The organism is Mycobacterium genavense ATCC 51234 (genome assembly GCF_000526915.1).
Taxonomy (GTDB): domain Bacteria; phylum Actinomycetota; class Actinomycetes; order Mycobacteriales; family Mycobacteriaceae; genus Mycobacterium; species Mycobacterium genavense.
Window position 1 is genome coordinate 786245 of the sequence record NZ_JAGZ01000001.1, and the last position, 19046, is coordinate 805290.

19 protein-coding genes and 2 pseudogenes are annotated in these 19046 nt (G+C 66.9%); 15 read left to right on the forward strand and 6 right to left on the reverse strand.

What is annotated here, in order from left to right:
• A pseudogene (locus T428_RS25465) lies at positions 1-838 on the reverse strand (MlaE family ABC transporter permease).
• 301 nt (positions 839-1139) lie between these two features.
• Here T428_RS25465 and T428_RS0103865 point away from each other — a divergent pair.
• From T428_RS0103865 to T428_RS0103885, 5 genes are all read left to right on the forward strand, one after another.
• On the forward strand, positions 1140-1742 hold the full coding sequence (locus tag T428_RS0103865) for a TetR/AcrR family transcriptional regulator (protein WP_025735433.1): 603 nt from the start codon (positions 1140-1142) through the stop codon (positions 1740-1742).
• A 94-nt stretch (positions 1743-1836) separates the two neighbouring features.
• Positions 1837-2118 (forward strand): phosphoribosyl-ATP diphosphatase, encoded by a 282-nt coding sequence (locus T428_RS0103870; RefSeq protein ID WP_025735434.1) that lies wholly within the window; start codon positions 1837-1839, stop codon positions 2116-2118.
• A 2-nt stretch (positions 2119-2120) separates the two neighbouring features.
• Positions 2121-2978, forward strand: coding sequence for an ATP phosphoribosyltransferase (gene hisG, locus T428_RS0103875; protein WP_025735435.1), 858 nt, complete (start codon positions 2121-2123; stop codon positions 2976-2978).
• Positions 2979-3084: 106 nt separating this feature from the next.
• The gene (locus T428_RS0103880) at positions 3085-3597 is read left to right on the forward strand and encodes a membrane protein (protein WP_025735436.1); all 513 of its coding nucleotides are present in this window, start codon (positions 3085-3087) and stop codon (positions 3595-3597) included.
• Complete coding sequence (locus tag T428_RS0103885; protein ID WP_025735437.1) at positions 3594-4964, forward strand: FAD-containing oxidoreductase; 1371 nt, start codon at positions 3594-3596, stop codon at positions 4962-4964. Before T428_RS0103880 ends, T428_RS0103885 begins: the two co-directional genes overlap by 4 nt.
• Here T428_RS0103885 and T428_RS0103890 read toward each other — a convergent pair.
• Positions 4961-5851, reverse strand: a complete 891-nt coding sequence (locus T428_RS0103890; RefSeq protein ID WP_025735438.1) for a RecB family exonuclease — start codon at positions 5849-5851, stop codon at positions 4961-4963. The two genes, T428_RS0103885 and T428_RS0103890, sit on opposite strands and share 4 nt — an antisense overlap.
• 73 nt (positions 5852-5924) lie before the next feature.
• Here T428_RS0103890 and trmI point away from each other — a divergent pair, with 73 nt between their 5' ends.
• Positions 5925-6767 carry a tRNA (adenine(58)-N(1))-methyltransferase TrmI gene (gene trmI, locus T428_RS0103895; RefSeq protein WP_025735439.1) on the forward strand — a complete coding sequence of 281 codons (843 nt, stop codon included), beginning with the start codon at positions 5925-5927 and terminating at the stop codon, positions 6765-6767.
• 6 nt (positions 6768-6773) lie between these two features.
• Here the strand turns inward: trmI and T428_RS0103900 are convergent, their stop codons facing one another.
• Together T428_RS0103900 and lppK are read right to left on the reverse strand one after the other, a co-directional pair.
• On the reverse strand, positions 6774-7079 hold the full coding sequence (locus T428_RS0103900; protein WP_025735440.1) for a DUF503 domain-containing protein: 306 nt from the start codon (positions 7077-7079) through the stop codon (positions 6774-6776).
• The gene (lppK, locus tag T428_RS0103905; RefSeq protein ID WP_025735441.1) at positions 7079-7663 is read right to left on the reverse strand and encodes a lipoprotein LppK; all 585 of its coding nucleotides are present in this window, start codon (positions 7661-7663) and stop codon (positions 7079-7081) included. The genes T428_RS0103900 and lppK overlap by 1 nt, the downstream gene beginning before the upstream one ends.
• Positions 7664-7974: 311 nt before the next feature.
• On the opposite strand from lppK, the gene arc reads away from it, so the two are divergent.
• Positions 7975-9804 carry a proteasome ATPase gene (gene arc / locus T428_RS0103910; RefSeq protein WP_025735442.1) on the forward strand — a complete coding sequence of 610 codons (1830 nt, stop codon included), beginning with the start codon at positions 7975-7977 and terminating at the stop codon, positions 9802-9804.
• A gap of 100 nt (positions 9805-9904) precedes the next feature.
• Here the strand turns inward: arc and T428_RS0103915 are convergent, their stop codons facing one another.
• Together T428_RS0103915 and T428_RS25470 are read right to left on the reverse strand one after the other, a co-directional pair.
• Positions 9905-10492 carry a hypothetical protein gene (locus T428_RS0103915; protein WP_025735443.1) on the reverse strand — a complete coding sequence of 196 codons (588 nt, stop codon included), beginning with the start codon at positions 10490-10492 and terminating at the stop codon, positions 9905-9907.
• A 22-nt stretch (positions 10493-10514) separates the two neighbouring features.
• A pseudogene (locus T428_RS25470) lies at positions 10515-11744 on the reverse strand (hypothetical protein).
• 94 nt (positions 11745-11838) lie between these two features.
• On the opposite strand from T428_RS25470, the gene dop reads away from it, so the two are divergent.
• From dop to tatA, 8 genes are all read left to right on the forward strand, one after another.
• Positions 11839-13347, forward strand: coding sequence for a pup deamidase/depupylase (dop, locus tag T428_RS0103925; RefSeq protein ID WP_025735444.1), 1509 nt, complete (start codon positions 11839-11841; stop codon positions 13345-13347).
• A gap of 102 nt (positions 13348-13449) precedes the next feature.
• Positions 13450-13638: a ubiquitin-like protein Pup gene (locus T428_RS0103930; RefSeq protein ID WP_025735445.1), complete on the forward strand. Its 189-nt coding sequence runs from the start codon at positions 13450-13452 to the stop codon at positions 13636-13638.
• Positions 13635-14510 (forward strand): proteasome subunit beta, encoded by an 876-nt coding sequence (gene prcB, locus T428_RS0103935; protein ID WP_025735446.1) that lies wholly within the window; start codon positions 13635-13637, stop codon positions 14508-14510. Before T428_RS0103930 ends, prcB begins: the two co-directional genes overlap by 4 nt.
• Positions 14507-15262: a proteasome subunit alpha gene (prcA, locus tag T428_RS0103940; protein ID WP_025735447.1), complete on the forward strand. Its 756-nt coding sequence runs from the start codon at positions 14507-14509 to the stop codon at positions 15260-15262. The genes prcB and prcA overlap by 4 nt, the downstream gene beginning before the upstream one ends.
• A gap of 65 nt (positions 15263-15327) precedes the next feature.
• On the forward strand, positions 15328-16686 hold the full coding sequence (pafA, locus tag T428_RS0103945; RefSeq protein WP_025735448.1) for a Pup--protein ligase: 1359 nt from the start codon (positions 15328-15330) through the stop codon (positions 16684-16686).
• A 51-nt stretch (positions 16687-16737) separates the two neighbouring features.
• Complete coding sequence (locus tag T428_RS0103950) at positions 16738-17727, forward strand: helix-turn-helix transcriptional regulator (protein ID WP_025735449.1); 990 nt, start codon at positions 16738-16740, stop codon at positions 17725-17727.
• Positions 17724-18695: a helix-turn-helix transcriptional regulator gene (locus T428_RS0103955; RefSeq protein ID WP_025735450.1), complete on the forward strand. Its 972-nt coding sequence runs from the start codon at positions 17724-17726 to the stop codon at positions 18693-18695. The genes T428_RS0103950 and T428_RS0103955 overlap by 4 nt, the downstream gene beginning before the upstream one ends.
• 73 nt (positions 18696-18768) lie before the next feature.
• Entirely contained in the window at positions 18769-19023 is a 255-nt protein-coding gene (gene tatA / locus T428_RS0103960) for a Sec-independent protein translocase subunit TatA (protein ID WP_025735451.1), read from the forward strand.
• The last annotated feature ends 23 nt before the right edge of the window (positions 19024-19046 follow it).

Genomic DNA, 19046 nt, shown 5'->3' on the forward strand with positions numbered 1-19046 from the left:
TCACAGCCCCGTCCTGGGCACCAACATGATGTAAAGCTGCTGATCGCGACGTTGACGATCATCAGCAGCAGGATCGCTTCGACGACGGCCGCGTTCACCGAGTTCGCGACGCCGGTCGGGCCGCCGACGGTGGACAGGCCCTTCTGCGCCGAGACGACGGCCACGATGGCGCCGAAGATGACCGCCTTCACCAACGCCAGGGTCATGTCGTCGGTCGTCGCGAACGAGGCGAAGGTCGACACGAAGCTGCCCGGCGCCCCGTTCTGGAAGTACACGTTGAACATGTAGCTGGCGAAAAATCCGACGAAGCACACGACGCCGGTGAGCGCGACGCCGATCATGATCGCCGCCGCGAAACGCGGCACCACCAGCCGGCGGATCACCGAGACGCCCATCACCTCCATCGTGTCGGTTTCTTCGCGCATGGTGCGCGAACCCAGATCGGCGGTGATCGCCGACCCGACGGCCGAGGCCATCAGAACGGCGGCCACCAGCGACGCGCCCTGGCGTATGACCGCAGCCCACTGACCGCGCCGGCCAGCGAGGTGGCGCCCACCTGCCCGGCCAGCAAGGCGAATTGAATGGACAGCGTGACGCTGATGGGCAGCGAAACCAGAATCGTCGGCAACACGGCGGTGCCGGCCATGAACGCGCCCTGGCGAACAAATTCCTGCCACTGAAATCGGCCGGTCACCAAATCCACGAAGAAATACTGAACGGTGCGCACACCAAGGACGAACTGTTCGCCGACGGTCGTCAGCGAGGCAACCGGATGACGTTTGACGTATCCGGCAGACCAGTTCTGGATGGCGATGACGCCGTCTTCCCGGGTCGTCATCTCCGAGCACCCGACGGTCTGCCCAGCAAACCCAGGCTAGCGATCATCGCGCACCAGTCACTGCCTCCATTGGCGCTCCCCTCACCAACAAGTGCACGAGCGCAGAACGCGGGGAGCGAGGTGGGGCACAATGCATCTGCATAAAGGTACCGCCACCAAGCTCCGTAAACTGCAGTTCTCGGTGTGTGCTGAGTCACAGTAGCCTACTTGATAGGGACTTTCAATAGTGTAGAGTCACTCACCTGAGATCGTCGCCGGACGGCGCATACGCGTTGGATGTCAGCTCGACGAAAGTAATGGCATGCCCTCAGCAAACACCGGATCGCTACGGGACCGGCGCCGTGCCGAGTTGCTCACGCAGATTCAGCACATCGCTTTCGAGCTGTTCGCCGAACGAGGATTCGATGCCGTCACGACCGAGGACATTGCCGCGGCCGCCGGAATCTCCATCAGTACCTATTTCCGGCACGCGCCGACCAAAGAGGGCCTGCTGGTCGATCCCGTCCGGGACGCGATCGGCGAAATCGTCGGTTCGTACGGCGCGCGACCGCCCGACGAGTCGGCTGTGGAGGCCTTGATTCGGGTATTCGTCACGCGTGCCCGCGACGCCGACGAACTTTACAATCTGGATACCTGGCGGCACGCCATCGCCACCGCGCCCCATTTGTTGAGTAAAACGGCGCTGGTCAGCGAGAAAGACCACGACACATTCCTCGAGCAGGTCGCTTTCCGGCTGGGCGTCGATGCCACGGCCGACGTCCGCCCCGCGCTGCTGGTCCATACGAGTTTGGCCACAGTCAAATTCGTCCTCGACCGGTGGCTGACCTCCGATACGGCCGGGAGTCCGCCGTTCAGTGCCCAATTGGAAGACGCGCTGCGCACCACGCTGTCCGGGTTCGATTAGCGGTGCCGCGCACTGCGAAACAAACTGTGGCGCTACGGGATTGCCGTAGCCGATGGCACCGGTGAGAAACCGAGATGACTTTGCTCGCCGCCTCGTGAAACAATCGCTGGCCGTGAAGACATTCGAGGGCCTGTTCGCCGAACTCGGCGAGCTCTCCCGCACCCGACCAGCCGGCAGCGCCACGGTCGCCGCGCTCGACGGCGGGATTCATGGGCTGGGCAAGAAGATCCTCGAAGAGGCCGGCGAGGTATGGCTGGCCGCCGAGCACGAATCCGACGATGCATTGGCCGAGGAGATCAGCCAGTTGCTGTACTGGGCGCAGGTGCTGATGATCGCGCGCGGGCTGTCCCTCGACGACGTCTATCGGAAGCTGTGAGCATGTTGCGAGTTGCGGTTCCCAACAAGGGTACGCTGAGCGAGCCGGCCAGCGAGATCCTTTTGGAGGCGGGCTACCGGCGGCGCACCGATTCCAAAGACCTCACCGTCATCGACCGCGCCAACAACGTCGAGTTCTTCTTTTTGCGGCCCAAAGACATTGCCATCTACGTCGGCTCGGGGCAGCTAAATTTCGGCATCACCGGCCGAGACTTGGTGCTCGACTCGGATGCGCCGGTACGCGAATGCCTGGCGCTGGGTTTCGGGTCGTCCAGCTTCCGCTACGCGGGGCCGGCCGGGCTGGAGTGGACGACGGCCGATCTGGCCGGCAAGCGGATTGCCACCGCGTACCCGAATCTGGTGCGAAAGGACCTGGCGGACAAAGGAATCGAGGCGACGGTCATCAGACTCGACGGCGCCGTGGAGATTTCGGTGCAACTCGGGGTAGCCGATGCGATCGCCGATGTGGTCGGATCCGGCCGCACGCTGAGCCTGCACGACCTGGTGGCCTTCGGTGAGCCACTGTGTGATTCGGAGGCGGTGCTGATCGAGCGCGCCGGTCCGGACGGCCAGGGCGCACCGGGCGCGGCACGCGATCAATTGGTTGCCCGCATTCAGGGGGTGGTGTTCGGGCAGCAGTATCTGATGCTCGACTACGACTGCCCGCGCGCGGTACTGGACAAGGCCACGTCCATCACGCCGGGGCTGGAGTCGCCGACCATCGCCCCCCTGGCCGACCCGGATTGGGTCGCGATCCGCGCACTGGTGCCGCGTCGGGGCGTCAACGAGATCATGGACGAGCTCGCGGCCATCGGCGCCAAAGCCATTCTGGCTTCCGATATCCGGTTCTGCCGATTCTGAACTCATCGGCCCGGCCCCAGCTGTGTTAGCGTCCGGCTAGGGGAGAGGCCGGCACGGCCGTCCCTTCTTTATGGTTGCCGCGCTGTTCATTCCCAGGAGGCTCGCCGTGACACATGCCCTTGTTCTCTTGCTGGCTTTGCTGATTGGGGTGGTCGCGGGGTTGCGCTCCCTGACGGCTCCCGCCGTCGTCGCATGGGGCGCATACCTCGGTTGGATCGACTTGCACGGCACGTGGGCATCGTGGATGGGCAACATCATCACCGTTGTGATCTTCAGCGTCCTGGCCGTCGGCGAACTGGTCAACGACAAGCTGCCCAAGACGCCGGCGCGCACGGCGCCTCCGGAGTTCGCGGCCCGGCTCGTCATGGGCGGGCTGGCGGGCGCGGCGCTCGGCGCGTGGCCGCACTGGACCTTTTCGGCGCTCGGGGCCGGCATCGTCGGCACGGTGCTCGGCACCCTGGGCGGCTATCAAGCGCGCAAGCGGCTGGTGGCGCTCAGCGGTGGGCGGGACCTGCCGATCGCGCTGCTCGAGGACGCGGTCGCGGTCCTGGGCGGGTTCGCCATTGCGGCACTGACGGGTCACCTGCTGACCGAATACCTGCTGTCGGCCGTCAAGTGAGCGAACATTTCGACGCGATCATCGTCGGTGCCGGCCAGGCCGGACCCCCGCTTGCGGGACGGCTGACCGCCGCCGGGCAGCGCGTCGCGGTCATCGAGCGCAAACTGATCGGCGGCACCTGCGTCAACACCGGGTGCATCCCAACCAAGACGCTGGTGGCCAGCGCGCACGTTGCCCAGCTGGCCCGTCGCAGCGCCGATTACGGTGTGGCGACCGGGTGGATCAGCGTGGACATGGCGAAGATCAAGGCGCGCAAGGATGGCATCGTGCTGGCCGACCGCAAGGGTGTCGAGGATTGGCTGGCCGGCATGGACGGCTGCACCGTGATTCGCGGACACGCCCATTTCACGGATCCGCACACCCTGCGCGTCGACGACCGGGAACTGCACGCCGACCGGATCTTCCTCAACGTCGGTGGCCGCGCGATCGTGCCCGACATCCCGGGCCTCGACGGGGTCGACTACCTGACCCACGTGTCCATCCTCGAATTCGACACGCTGCCAACACATCTCGTTACCATCGGCGGCAGCTACATCGCCCTGGAGTTCGCCCAGATGTTCCGCCGCTTCGGGGCTGTGGTCACGGTCGTGGAGCGGGGCCCCAGGTTGGCCGCACGCGAAGACGCGGATGTCTCGGCCGCCATCAAGGAGATACTGGAAGCCGAAGGCATCGACATCATCCTCAATGCCAACGACGTGCGGATCAGTAAGAGCGACAAAGGATTCGAACTAACGCCCAGCGCGGGTGCCGACCCCGTCGCAGGCAGCCATCTGCTGGTGGCGGCGGGACGGCGGCCCAACACCGACGATCTGGGCCTCGAGGCCGCCGGTGTGCAAACCGACGCTCGGGGCTTCATCGTCGTCGACGATGCGCTCAAGACCAGCGTCGACCACATCTGGGCGATGGGCGACTGCAACGGCAAGGGCGCCTTCACCCATACCTCGTACAACGACTACGAGATCGTGGCCGCCAACCTGCTCGACGACGACCCGCGCCGGGTCAGCGACCGGATCCCCACCTACGCGCTCTACATCGATCCGCCGCTGGGCCGCGCCGGGATGACGGTCGGCGAGGTCCGCAAGTCGGGGCGCAAGGCGCTGATCGGTCGGCGGCCGATGACCAGGGTGGGCAGGGCCGTGGAAAAAGGTGAGACGCAAGGCTTTATGCAAGTCGTGGTCGACGCCGAGACGCAGCAGATTCTCGGAGCCGCGATCCTGGGCGTCGGCGGCGACGAGGCGATCCACGCGATCCTGGACGTCATGTCGGCCAAGGCGCCCTACACCACGCTGTCGCGCACGATGCACATCCATCCCACCGTCAGCGAACTCATTCCGACGATCCTGCAGGAGATGTCGCCGCTCGACTAGCCGAAGGCGATCATGCCGCCGGTTCGTCGAAACGCGAAATAGCTTGCGCCGACGTCTTCCGGCCATCCGGGGTAGGGCGGCGGGGTGCCACCGAAAACCGGGCAGTACTCGTGGTGCGGACACCAGTCGCACAACCGCGACTTGCTGGGGCGGAAATCGTCCGTCTGCCCGGCGGATTGGATGGCGCGCCAGATCGCCATCAGGGTCTTCTCGAAGCGCAGCAGCTCGTCGAGCTCGGGCGAGTAGTCCAGCATTTGACCATCGGCGAGGTAGATGAGGCGCAGGCGGGTGGGTGGCACGCCGCGAGTACGCAACAGCGCCACCGCGTAGAACTTCATCTGGAACATCGCCTTGAATTCGGCCAGGGCCCGCGCCTCCGGCGGCGCCATGCCGGTCTTGTAGTCGACCACCCGCAGCTCCCCGGTGGCGGCGACGTCGATCCGGTCGATGAACCCCCGCAGCAGGGTGCCGTCGGCCAGTTCCACCTCCACCCGCTGCTCGCAGCACTGCGGGTCGAATCGCGTCGGGTCTTCCAGCCGGTAGTAGCCGGACAGCAGCGCGCGGGCTTCGTCGAGCACCTGGGTCCGCTGGTCGGTGTCCAGCTCGCAGAACCGGTCCGGCTCGGCGGCCATCACCTGCTCCCAGGCGGGCTCCACCAGCGAGATCGCGGTCTCGGGGCTGCGTGCCGCCGCGGGCAGACCGTAGAGCTGCTCGAGCGCGGCGTGCACCACCGACCCGCGGATCTGCGCCGTCGACGGCGGCTCGGGCAGCCGGTCGATCGCCCGGAACCGGTACAGCAACGGGCACTGCTTGAAGTCCGCCGCTCGCGACGGTGACAGTGCCGGTCTGGCGGCCGTCCGCGCCTGGTCTTGCGGCTGGTCGGTCATGTTCGCAGCCTAGGTCCCGGTACCGACAACCCCGAGCATCGCCGGCGGCGAGTCGGCTGGCACGCTGAACGGCGTGTCCAACACCGGTCCATTCGTCGTCGGCGAGCGCGTTCAGCTCACCGACGCCAAGGGCCGTCACTACACCGTGGAACTGGCCGAAGGTGCGGAGTTCCACACCCACCGCGGCGCGATCGGCCACGACGCGATCATCGGGCTGGAACAGGGCAGCGTCGTCAAGTCCAGCAACGGCAACCCCTACCTGGTGCTGCGCCCGCTGCTGGTGGACTACATCATGTCGATGCCGCGCGGACCCCAGGTCATCTATCCCAAGGACGCCGCGCAGATCGTGCACGAGGGCGACATCTTTCCGGGTGCCCGCGTGCTGGAGGCCGGCGCCGGCTCCGGCGCGCTGACCTGTTCGCTGTTGCGCGCGGTGGGACCCGGCGGGCGGGTGGTCTCCTACGAGGTGCGCGCGGATCACGCCGAACACGCCCGGCACAACGTCGACGTGTTTTTCTCCGGCGCGCCCGCCAACTGGGAGCTGATCGTCGGAGACGTCGCCGAATCCGGGCTGCCCGACGCGTCCTTCGACCGGGCCCTGCTGGACATGCTCTCGCCGTGGGAGGTGCTGGACGCCGTGGCGCGGCTCCTCGTCGCCGGTGGGGTGCTGATGATCTACGTGGCCACGGTCACTCAGCTGTCGAAGGTGGTCGAGGCGCTGCGGGCCCAGGAGTGCTGGACCGAACCGCGCGCCTGGGAAACCATGCAGCGCGGTTGGCACGTCGTCGGCCTCGCGGTGCGACCGCAGCACACGATGCGCGGGCACACGGCGTTCCTGGTGGCGACGCGCCGGCTCGCGCCAGGCACGGTGGCCCCGATGCCGTTGGGCCGTAAGCGGGCGGGCAGGGACGGCTAAGCGCGGCTAGTCATCGTCGCTGCGGACGAGCGAGCGTCGCACCGACAGCAGCTCGAACTCCGGATGCGCGGCGACCAGGCGTTCGGCCGCGTCCAGCACTTCGACCGCATGCGTACGATCACCGGACACCACGGCCACCCCGATCCCGGCTCGCCGATACAGCTCCTGGGCACCCGTCTCGGCGGCCGACACTCTGAACTTGCGGCGCAGTTCGGCGACGACGGGACGGATCACCGAGCGCTTCTCCTTGAGCGATCGCACCCCAAGCTCCGGGCCCAGCAGCACGTCGAACTCGAGCCAGGCGATCCACATCAGCCCGGCGGCGGTTGTACGGGTTCCGGTGGCGGCGGCGGAACCGTCGGGCTGGGCGGCGGCGGTGCCGGCGAGTTGCCCAGTGCCAACAGCATTTCCGCTGTTCGCCGGGACAGCTGCCAGCCGCCCTGGATCGGCGCGAACTCCATCGGGAAGGTGAACGAGCCGTTGGGTCCCTTGGCGGTGTTGACGCCGACGGTGCTCACCACGTTGGCCGCATTCTTGTCCGACCAGGCGATGTTGTTCGCGACGAACGTGATGGGCAGATAGCCGTTGTCGCGCAGCGCGTTGATGAACTTGTCCAGCGTGGCCGCGCTGTCCGGCGTCGCGCCTTCGACGAGGGCCAGCTTGTTGATGCCCGGCACATTGGGGTCGACAAGCCGGTTCAGCACCTCGACCAACGCCTCGGGCACGGGCAGCGGCGCGGTCGGGGGAGCCGCGACGAGCAACGGGCTGGACGTCGGCGCCGGGACCGCCGAACCAGACGACGGCAGCACCTTGGGTTCGCTGTGCGAGCATGCCGCGAGCCCGAGGGCCGCCACGGCAGTGGCGGTGCTCAGGGCTACGGACAGGTTGCGGTGCATCCGGAGATTTCGGCCAAACTATTCGGCCACGCTTGATTCTTGGAGCCCGGTGGTTGCTGCGGTGCGGCCAACTGGTGCAATGGAAGTCACAGTTGGAAACATTGCGTTGATGACCGCGACCACGGCAAGGCCTGTGGTGAGGGGTTTGCGGTCAAGGGGTGTCCTCTCGGTGGTCCCAAATCGACTCCGAGGTTACCAGCGGGAGTAAAGACGCGACTTTTGATGGCTTTTGAGTTCACGCACGAACGGGCAATCGCCGGTAGCGTTGTAAGGATCCACCGCATTTATTCGGGGCGGGAAAGGAGCGCAACATGGGTGACTCAGAGCGTTCTGAAGCATTCGGTATCGATCGCGAAACCGGCATGTCCAGCAGCGATGCTGCCGAGCTGGAACAGTTGCGCCGCGAGGCGGCGGCGCTGCGCGAGCAGCTCGAGCAGGCCGCCGAATCGCAGGGCGCCACGCGCTCCGCGCGCGACGTTCACCAACTCGAAGCCCGCATCGACTCTCTGGCTGCCCGCAATTCCAAATTAATGGAAACTCTTAAAGAGGCCCGGCAGCAGCTGCTGGCGCTGCGGGAAGAAGTCGACCGGCTCGGCCAACCGCCCAGCGGCTACGGCGTTTTGCTGTCGTCGCATGACGACGAAACGGTCGACGTGTTCACCTCCGGCCGCAAGATGCGATTGACATGCTCGCCCAACATCGACGTGTCGGCGCTGCGCAAGGGGCAGACGGTCCGGCTCAACGAAGCCCTGACCGTCGTCGAGGCGGGGACGTTCGAATCCGTCGGCGAGATCTCGACTTTGCGCGAGGTGCTCAACGACGGGCACCGCGCACTGGTCGTGGGGCACGCCGACGAGGAACGGATCGTCTGGCTGGCCGAGCCGCTGGTGGCAGAGGACCTGCCGGACGGCGTTCCCGATGCTCTCAACGACGACACCAGGCCGCGCAAGTTGCGGCCTGGCGATTCTTTGCTGGTCGACACCAAAGCCGGCTACGCGTTCGAGCGCATCCCCAAGGCCGAGGTCGAAGACCTTGTGCTCGAGGAGGTGCCCGACGTCAGCTACCAGGACATCGGGGGGCTGACCCGCCAGATCGAGCAGATCCGCGACGCCGTCGAGCTGCCGTTCCTGCACAAGGAGCTGTATCGGGAGTACGCGCTGCGTCCGCCCAAGGGCGTGCTGCTCTACGGTCCGCCCGGTTGCGGCAAGACGCTGATCGCCAAGGCGGTGGCCAACTCGCTGGCCAAGAAGATGGCCGAGGTGCGTGGCGACGACGCCCGGGAGGCCAAGTCGTACTTCCTCAACATCAAGGGCCCCGAGCTGCTGAACAAGTTCGTCGGCGAGACCGAGCGGCACATCCGGCTGATCTTCCAGCGGGCCCGCGAGAAGGCGTCGGAAGGAACGCCGGTGATCGTGTTCTTCGACGAGATGGACTCGATCTTCCGCACCCGCGGTACCGGCGTCTCGTCGGACGTCGAGACCACGGTGGTCCCGCAGCTGCTGAGCGAGATCGACGGTGTCGAGGGTTTGGAGAACGTCATCGTGATCGGCGCCTCCAACCGAGAGGACATGATCGACCCCGCCATCCTGCGGCCCGGCCGTCTCGACGTGAAGATTAAGATCGAACGGCCCGATGCCGAAGCGGCACAAGACATCTTCTCGAAGTATCTGGTCGAGACTCTGCCGGTGCACGCCGACGATCTCGCCGAGTTCGACGGCGACCGGTCGGCCTGCATTCGCGCGATGATCGAAAAGGTCGTCGAGCGGATGTACGCCGAGATCGACGACAACCGGTTCTTGGAGGTCACCTACGCCAACGGTGACAAGGAAGTCATGTACTTCAAGGACTTCAACTCCGGGGCGATGATCCAGAACGTCGTCGACCGGGCGAAGAAGAACGCGATCAAGTCGGTGCTGGAGACTGGTCAACCCGGTCTGCGCATCCAGCACCTGCTCGACTCGATCGTCGACGAGTTCGCCGAGAACGAGGACCTGCCCAACACCACCAACCCCGACGACTGGGCGCGGATCTCGGGCAAGAAGGGCGAGCGGATCGTGTACATCCGCACCCTGGTCACCGGCAAGTCGTCGAGCGCCTCGCGCGCCATCGACACCGAGTCGAACCTCGGCCAGTACCTGTAATGCCCGCAGCGGCCCCAGCCCGCGCCGACACATAAACCACGTACACGACACGCCGCGTGGCGTCGCAATGGTTTAAGTCTCGGCGCGATGACGGTGCGGCTCAGTCGAATTCGAACGAGTAGCTGTTCGTCAGGTCGTCCTGCGTTACGCGGGCGGGACGCGTCGTCGTGTCCACCCGCAACGTCTCGGTGAGCACCCGCGGCGCATAGCTCCACCCGTCGGGCAGCGTCAGCCGGTCGGCCAGCCCGGCCAGGTCGGCCCGCGACAGGTCGGGGTCGGCGACCTGGCTCCAGGTCTGCATGACCCAGCGGTTGCCGTCGGGATCGGTGAGCTCGTAGATCTTTTCGCCGGCATTGAACACGAAGACGGTGTTGCGGGTCACTTCGTTGACGGTGTACGGCGCCGGGTTGATCGACGACAGTGCCACGGTTGCCTGCTTGATCATCTCGATCCCGCCGAATGTCATCCGCTCCTGGGGACCGTCGGCCTGCTTTTCGATCGCGTTCATCAGCCAGTAGCGCGGGCCGTTGAGCAAGGCCGCCGCCGCGCCATGTTCGGCGGCGATGGCGGCCGCGTCGAGCTTGGACCACAGCTCGGCCGGGCAGTCGTTGAGCGGAATGCTGTTGTAGACGGTGGCTTGCGGGCCGGATTCGCCGACCTCGACGAGAAGTACTTCGCCGTAACGCATTCCGAATAGATCGGGCGCTTGCTTACTCGCTTTCTATCGTTGCGACGTTGCCGAGATAGCGATTTCGCGCGGCCAGGGCGGTGTGCAGGTCGTCGATCAGCGGGTCGAGGAACATCGCCCGGTACTCGTCGTCGACGGCTCGGGCGCTGATGTACATGAACGTCAGCGCGCCCAGGAACAGGCACATGTGGATCAGCGAGTCGGGGGCCGGGAACGTGAAGCCCAAAATCGTCGAGGTGGTGGCGGTGTTGTGCGCCCATTCCTTGAGCAGCGGCGGCGTCAGGATGATCATGCCGAGGATGAAGTACATCGTGGCGCCGACGGCGGCCACCACCAAAATCTCGATCAATTGCGAGGTCGCCAGCAGGAACACCACGTTGAGGCGTTCGGTGCGCTTCAACGGTGAGCCGATCGACGGATCGTGCATCGCGGCGAACGGTGTGCCCGCGAGATTGTCGCTGCCGTCCGGCAACGAGGCCGTCGACTTCAGCAGCGGCCGCACCCGCTCCACCGTCTTGGAGACGACGAAAGTCCCGGCGATGCCGAGCAGAAAGAAGATGGCCGCCGAGAGTCGCTCCCCGTTGATGTTCGCGGCCATCAACCAGACGTAGGTCGGCCATCAACCAGACGTAGGTCGGCCATCAACCAGACGTAGGTCGGCCATCAACCAGACGTAGGTGTTGAAGAACACCAACGCGGTCAGCAACACGATCGGCAGGGCCCGCACCGCCAGCGTGCCGACCGTCGACAGGTGCTCCAGCGTCATGCGCACCGCCCAGGCGAGCACCGACCCGACACCGGAGCCGGTCAACAACAGCACCACGGCCAGGATGACGGCGTCGCGGGTCAGTTGGACGGGCCCGGATTCGACGAGTCCGCAGCAGACCGCGAAGGCCAGCGCCGCGGTCGCGACGGTCGCGCGGGTGCGTCCGCTCGAGATCCGCGACACCAGCCACCCGGCCAGCGCGCCGAGCGGGAGCGCGACGGCGAGCAACGCCAGGATCACCCATTGGTGGGTGCTCGGGTTTCCGTCGATGAAGACCTCGTTGCCGTCGCTGACGAAATAGACGCCGAGCAGGCACGCTTCCACAGCCGCCCAGGCGGTCAGCATCGGGGCGCATCGCGGCCACAACCGTCGCCAACGGCCCCGCGTCGTCAGCACCGACGGCAGGCCGCGCTCCAGGAACCACCGTTCGGCCGCGGCCGTTGCTGCCCGTTGGCCTTTCGGGCTGCGGCGCACAGTTACGTCCACACCGGCACACCCTAATGGCGCAGCGGCTTCGCCGCGGGGCGTTCGAACCGCCCCGGCGCAGTGGGCACACCGTTGCCCGGCCTACGCTTAACGGATGCAACGGATTATCGGGACGGAGGTCGAGTACGGCATTTCGTCGCCGTCGGACCCAACTGCCAACCCGATCCTCACTTCCACTCAGGCGGTGCTGGCCTACGCGGCCGCCGCCGGCATTCAGCGCGCCAAGCGCACCCGCTGGGACTACGAGGTGGAGTCGCCGCTGCGCGACGCCCGCGGTTTCGACCTGAGCCGCTCGGCCGGGCCGCCGCCGGTGGTCGACGCCGACGAGGTCGGCGCGGCCAACATGATCCTGACCAACGGGGCGCGGCTCTACGTCGACCACGCGCACCCGGAGTACTCCGCGCCCGAGTGCACCGACCCGATGGACGCGGTGATCTGGGACAAGGCCGGTGAGCGCGTGATGGAGGCCGCCGCCCGCCACGTGGCCAGCGTGCCCGGGGCCGCCAAGTTGCAGCTGTACAAGAACAACGTGGACGGCAAGGGCGCCTCGTACGGATCGCACGAGAACTACCTGATGAGCCGGCAGACGCCGTTTTCGGCCATCATCTCCGGCCTGACGCCGTTTCTGGTGTCCCGGCAGGTGGTCACCGGCTCCGGTCGTGTCGGCATCGGCCCCTCCGGTGACGAGCCCGGCTTCCAGCTGTCCCAACGCTCGGACTACATCGAGGTCGAAGTCGGGCTGGAAACCACGCTGAAGCGCGGCATCATCAACACCCGCGACGAGCCGCACGCCGACGCCGACCGGTACCGCCGGCTGCACGTGATCATCGGCGACGCCAACCTCGCCGAGACGTCGACCTACCTGAAGCTGGGCACCACCGCGCTGGTGCTGGATCTGATCGAGGAAGGCCCGCAACACGGCATCGACCTGTCCGATCTGGCACTGGCGCGGCCCGTGCACGCGGTGCACGCGATCAGCCGTGACCCGTCGCTGCGGGTGGCGGTGGCCATGGCGGACGGCCGGGAACTGACCGCGCTTGCGCTGCAACGGATTTACCTCGATCGGGTGGCCAAGCTGGTCGACGGTCGTGATCCGGACCCGCGGGCATCGCACGTTGTCGAAACGTGGGCGCACGCGCTGGACCAGCTGGAGCGCGACCCGATGGAATGCGCGGAGCTGCTGGACTGGCCGGCCAAGCTGCGGCTGCTCGAAGGGTTCCGGCAGCGGGAGAACCTGAACTGGTCGGCACCCCGACTGCACCTGGTGGACCTGCAGTATTCCGATGTCCGGCTGGACAAAGGCCTGTACAACCGGCTGGTCGCCCGCGGCTCGATGAAGCGGCTGGTCAGCGAACACGAGGTGTTGGAGGCTGTCGACAATCCGCCGACGGACACCCGCGCGTACTTCCGCGGCGAATGCCTGCGCCGGTTCGGTGCCGACATCGCCGCGGCCAGTTGGGACTCGGTGATTTTCGATCTCGGCGGAGATTCGCTGGTGCGCATTCCGACCCTGGAGCCGTTACGCGGCAGCAAGGCGCACGTCGGAGCCCTGCTGGACTCGGTGGACAGCGCCGTCGAGCTGGTGGAACAACTCACCAGCTAAGGGTTGTTAACCAAAGAACCTCGGGTTTGACCGGTAGGGTAGAGATACCAGCGGGCGGCTTAAGCGGTCGGTAAGCCAGCCCAGACATAGCAGGAGGCGGCGATGGCGCAGGAGCAGACCAAACGTGGCGGTGGCGACGAAGACGACGTCGTCGGCACCACGGCCGCGGGCCAAGAGCGTCGCGAGAAACTGACCGAGGAAACCGACGATCTGCTCGACGAGATTGACGACGTCCTGGAGGAAAACGCCGAGGACTTCGTCCGCGCGTATGTCCAAAAGGGCGGACAGTGACCTGGCCGTTTCCCGATCGCCTGTCCACTAACTCGGTTCTCCCCGGATTCTCTGCTGTAAATACGTCGTCTTTCGCCGACCTGTTGCGCCGTCAGGCGCCGGAATTGCTGCCGGCGGCGCTAGGAGGTGGCGGACAATCCGGTGGTGACGCCGGGCTGCCGCACGGCACCACGATCGTCGCCCTGAAATACCCCGGCGGTGTCCTGATCGCCGGTGACCGGCGTTCGACGCAGGGCAACATGATCGCCGGCCGCGACGTCAAGAAGGTCTACATCACCGACGACTACACCGCGACCGGCATCGCCGGCACGGCCGCGGTCGCCGTCGAATTCGCCCGCCTCTACGCCGTGGAGCTCGAGCATTACGAGAAGCTGGAAGGCGTACCGCTGACATTCGCCGGCAAGGTGAACCGGCTCGCGATCATGGTGCGCGGCAACCTCGCCGCCGCGATGCAGGGCCTGGTGGCCCTGCCCCTGCTGGCCGGCTACGACATCCACGCGGCCGACCCGGAAAGCGCCGGGCGCATCGTCTCGTTCGACGCCGCGGGCGGCTGGAACATCGAGGAAGAGGGCTACCAGTCGGTGGGGTCGGGTTCGATCTTCGCCAAGTCCTCGATCAAAAAACTGTATGCCCGGGTCACCGACGTCGATTCCGCGCTGCGGGTGGCCGTGGAGGCGCTGTACGACGCCGCCGACGACGACTCCGCCACCGGTGGACCGGATCTGGTGCGCGGCATCTTCCCGACCGCGGTCACCATCGGCGCCGAAGGCGCGGCCGAGGTGCCCGAGAGCCGCATCGCCGAATTGGCCCGCGAGGTGATCGAAAGTCGCTCACGCGCAGACACTTTCGGCCCGGACGGCGGTGAGAAGTGAGCTTCCCGTATTTCATCTCGCCTGAACAGGCGATGCGTGAGCGCAGCGAGCTCGCACGCAAGGGCATCGCCCGGGGCCGCAGCGTGGTGGCGCTCGCCTACGCCGGTGGCGTGCTGTTCGTCGCCGAGAACCCGTCGAGGTCCCTGCAGAAGATCAGCGAACTCTACGACCGCGTGGGCTTCGCGGCCGCGGGCAAGTTCAACGAGTTCGACAATCTGCGCCGCGGCGGCATCCAGTTCGCCGACACCCGCGGTTACGCCTACGACCGTCGCGACGTCACCGGCCGGCAGCTAGCCAACGTGTACGCGCAGACCCTCGGCACCATCTTCACCGAGCAGGCCAAACCGTATGAGGTGGAGCTGTGTGTGGCGGAGGTCGCGCACTACGGCGAGACCAAACCGCCGGAGATGTACCGGATCACCTACGACGGGTCTATCGCCGACGAGCCGCACTTCGTCGTGATGGGCGGCACCACCGAGCCGATCACGACCGCCCTCAAGGAGTCCTACGCCGAAAACGCGGATCTGCGCGACGCCTTGGGCATCGCCGTCGACGCGCTGCGGGCCGGCAGTAGCAACGGCGGCGACGAGCCCAGCCTCGACGTGGCCAACCTCGAGGTCGCCATCCTGGACGCCAACCGGCCGCGACGGGCGTTCCGGCGCATCGGTGGGCCCACCGTGGAAAACCTGCTGCAGGATTCGAAGGGCGCGAAAGCCAAGGGCGATTCCACGGATTCTGACGACGAGTCCTGACCGGTTTCGCGCCGGTGGGCGCGGCGGCTGACCGGCGCGCTCAGACAACCAGTACCCTCGATGATGTGCAGCGACGAATCATGGGCATCGAGACCGAGTTCGGTGTCACCTGCACGTTCCACGGCCATCGCCGCCTGTCCCCGGACGAGGTAGCCCGCTACCTTTTCCGCCGGGTGGTGTCATGGGGCCGCAGCTCCAACGTGTTCTTGCGCAACGGCGCCCGGCTGTACCTCGACGTGGGCAGCCACCCCGAGTACGCCACCGCCGAATGCGACAGCCTGGTGCAGCTGGTCACCCACGACCGGGCCGGGGAATGGGTGCTGGAAGACCTGCTGGTCGACGCCGAGCAGCGACTCGCCGACGAGGGCATCGGCGGGGACATCTACCTGTTCAAGAACAACACCGATTCGGCGGGCAACTCCTACGGCTGCCACGAGAATTACCTGATCGTGCGGGCCGGGGAGTTCTCCCGGATCTCGGACGTGCTGCTGCCCTTCCTGGTCACCCGCCAGCTGATCTGCGGGGCCGGCAAGGTGCTGCAGACCCCCAAGGCCGCGACGTTTTGCCTGTCGCAGCGCGCCGAGCACATCTGGGAAGGCGTGTCGTCGGCCACCACCCGCAGCCGCCCGATCATCAACACCCGCGACGAACCGCACGCCGACGCCGAGAAGTACCGACGGCTGCACGTCATCGTCGGCGACTCCAACATGTGCGAGACCACCACGATGCTCAAGGTAGGCACCGCCGCGCTGGTGCTGGAGATGATCGAGTCCGGCGTCCCATTCCGCGACTTCTCGCTGGACAACCCCATCCGCGCCATCCGCGAGGTCAGCCACGACATCACCGGGCGCCGGCCGGTGCGCCTGGCCGGCGGGCGTCAGGCCAGCGCGCTGGACATCCAGCGTGAGTACTACAGCCGCGCCGTCGAGCACCTGCAGACGCGCGAGTCCAACGCCCAGATCGAGCAGGTCGTCGACCTGTGGGGCCGGCAACTGGACGCCGTCGAAAGCCAGGATTTCGCCAAGGTCGACACCGAGATCGACTGGGTGATCAAGCGCAAGCTGTTCCAGCGTTACCAGGACCGCTACAACATGGAGCTGTCGGACCCCAAGATCGCCCAGCTGGACCTGGCCTACCACGACATCAAGCGTGGTCGGGGCGTCTTCGACCTGCTGCAGCGCAAGGGCCTGGCGGCGCGCGTCACCACCGACGAGGACATTGCCGAAGCGGTGGACAGTCCGCCTCAGACCACCCGGGCGCGGCTGCGCGGCGAATTCATCAGCGCCGCCCAGGCGGCCGGCCGCGACTTCACCGTCGACTGGGTGCACCTCAAGCTCAACGACCAGGCGCAGCGCACCGTGCTGTGCAAGGACCCGTTCCGGGCGGTCGACGAGCGGGTGAAGCGACTCATCGCCAGCATGTAGGCCCCGCGAGTCGGTGCGCGCGCCGGGTGCGGGCCATCTAACCTGGAGCAAATGGCGACCTCGAAAGTCGAACGGCTGGTCAACCTCGTCATCGCCTTGCTGTCCACTCGCGGCTACATCACCGCGGAGAAGATCCGGACCAGCGTGGCCGGCTATTCCGAAAGCCCAAGCCTCGAAGCGTTTTCCCGGATGTTCGAGCGTGACAAGAACGAGCTGCGCGACCTCGGCATCCCGCTCGAGGTCGGCCGGGTCTCGTCGCTGGACCCCAGCGAGGGGTACCGCATCAACCGCGACGCCTATTCGCTGCCGCCGGTCGAACTCACCGCAGACGAGGCGGCTGCGGTTGCCGTCGCCACCAAGCTGTGGGAATCGCCCGAACTGATCACCGCAACGCAGGGCGCGCTGCTCAAGCTGCGCGCCGCCGGGGCAGACGTCGACCCCGAGGCCCCGGTGGCCATCGCCTCCCCGGAGGGCGTGCCGGGTCTGCGCGGGTCCGAGGATGTGCTCGGAATCTTGTTGTCCGCCATCGATTCTCGACAGGTCGTGCGGTTTCCGCATCGGCCGTCACGCACCGAGCCGTACACGATGCGCACCGTCGAGCCGTGGGGCGTGGTCACCGAGAAGGGTCGTTGGTATCTGGTCGGCCACGACCGTGACCGCGACGCCACCCGCACATTCCGGCTGTCCCGCATCGGCGCCGACGTCGAGCCGATCGGCCCGGCCGGGGCGGTCACCGTCCCCAACGACGTCGACCTGCGCAAGATCGTCGCGCAGATCGTGGCCGAGACGCCCACCGGCGCGCAGGCCCTGGTCTGGGTCGCCGACGGGCGGGCCACCGCGCTGCGTCGCGCCGGACGATCCACCGGTGCCCAGCAGCTGGGCGGCCGCGACGGCGAGGTGATCGAGCTCGGCATCAGCTCCACCGACCGGCTGGCCCGCGAAATCGCCGGATACGGCGTCGACGCCGTCGTGCTCGAGCCGCAGTCGCTGCGCGACGACGTGCTGGCCCGGCTGCGCGCCCAAGCGGAGGCCCCGGCGTGACCGCTGTCTCCACCCGCCTGGTCCGGCTGCTCAACATGGTGCCGTATTTCCAGGCCAACCCGCGGATCACCCGGGCCGAGGCCGCCGCCGAGCTGGGGGTGACGGTCAAGCAGCTGGAAGAGGACCTCAACCAGCTGTGGATGTGCGGCCTGCCCGGTTACTTCCCGGGCGATCTGATCGACTTCGAGTTCTCCGGCGACACCATCGAGGTGACGTTTTCGGCGGGCATCGATCGCCCGCTGAAGCTGACCTCGCCGGAGGCCACCGGTCTGCTGGTAGCGCTGCGGGCGCTGGCCGACATCCCGGGTGTGGTCGATCCGGAGGCGGCCCGCAGCGCGATCGCCAAGATCGCCGCGGCGGCCGGTGCGGTCGGGCAGGACGCGACGAGTTCGGTCACCGCGATCGACGACCCGGCGCCCATCGAGAACCGCGCCGCGGCCACCGTACGCACGGCCGTGCAGTACAAACACGCGCTGGCCATCGACTACTACTCGGCCTCGCACGACACCCTGACCAGCCGAATAGTCGACCCCATCCGGGTGTTGCTGATCGGCGGTCACAGCTATCTGGAGGCGTGGTCGCGCGAGGCCGAGGGCGTGCGGCTGTTCCGGTTCGACCGGATCGTGGAGGCCACCGAACTCGGCGAGCCGGCCGCCCCGCCGCAGCCGGTGCTGCAGGCCCCGCCGGACACGTCGCTGTTCGACGGCGACCCGTCGCTGCCGTCGGCCAGGCTGCGGGTGTCGCCGTCGGCGTCGTGGGTGTTCGAGTACTACCCGATGCGCGACGTGCGCGAGTTGCCGGACGGGTCGTGCGAGGCGGTCATGACCTACGCCTCCGAGGAGTGGATGACGCGCCTGGTGCTGGGTTTCGGGTCGGACGTGCGGGTCGTCGAACCGCACTCCCTTGCGCAGCGGGTACGCGCTGCCGCGGTGGCCGCGTTGGAGTCTTACCAGGCAGTGACGTCCTGATCGCCGCGGCGCGGGCACACCGGCTGTCGGCCGCGCTGCGGTAGCATCGGGTGGACGTCTGGAGGTAAACAAAGTGGGCAGTCTAAGTCCGTGGCACTGGGCGATCCTCGCGGTCGTCGTGATTCTGCTGTTCGGCGCCAAGAAGCTCCCGGATGCAGCGCGCTCGTTGGGCAAATCGATGCGCATTTTCAAGTCCGAACTGCGCGAAATGCAGACGGAGAACAAATCCGACGCGCCTTCCATCGAATCCCCTGCGCCCGTGCAGTCGCAGCGGGTCGACCCGTCGCCGGCTTCCGAGCAGGGCCACAGCGAAGCGCGCCCCGCTTAGCCGGGCTTCGGCCACGGTGCCCG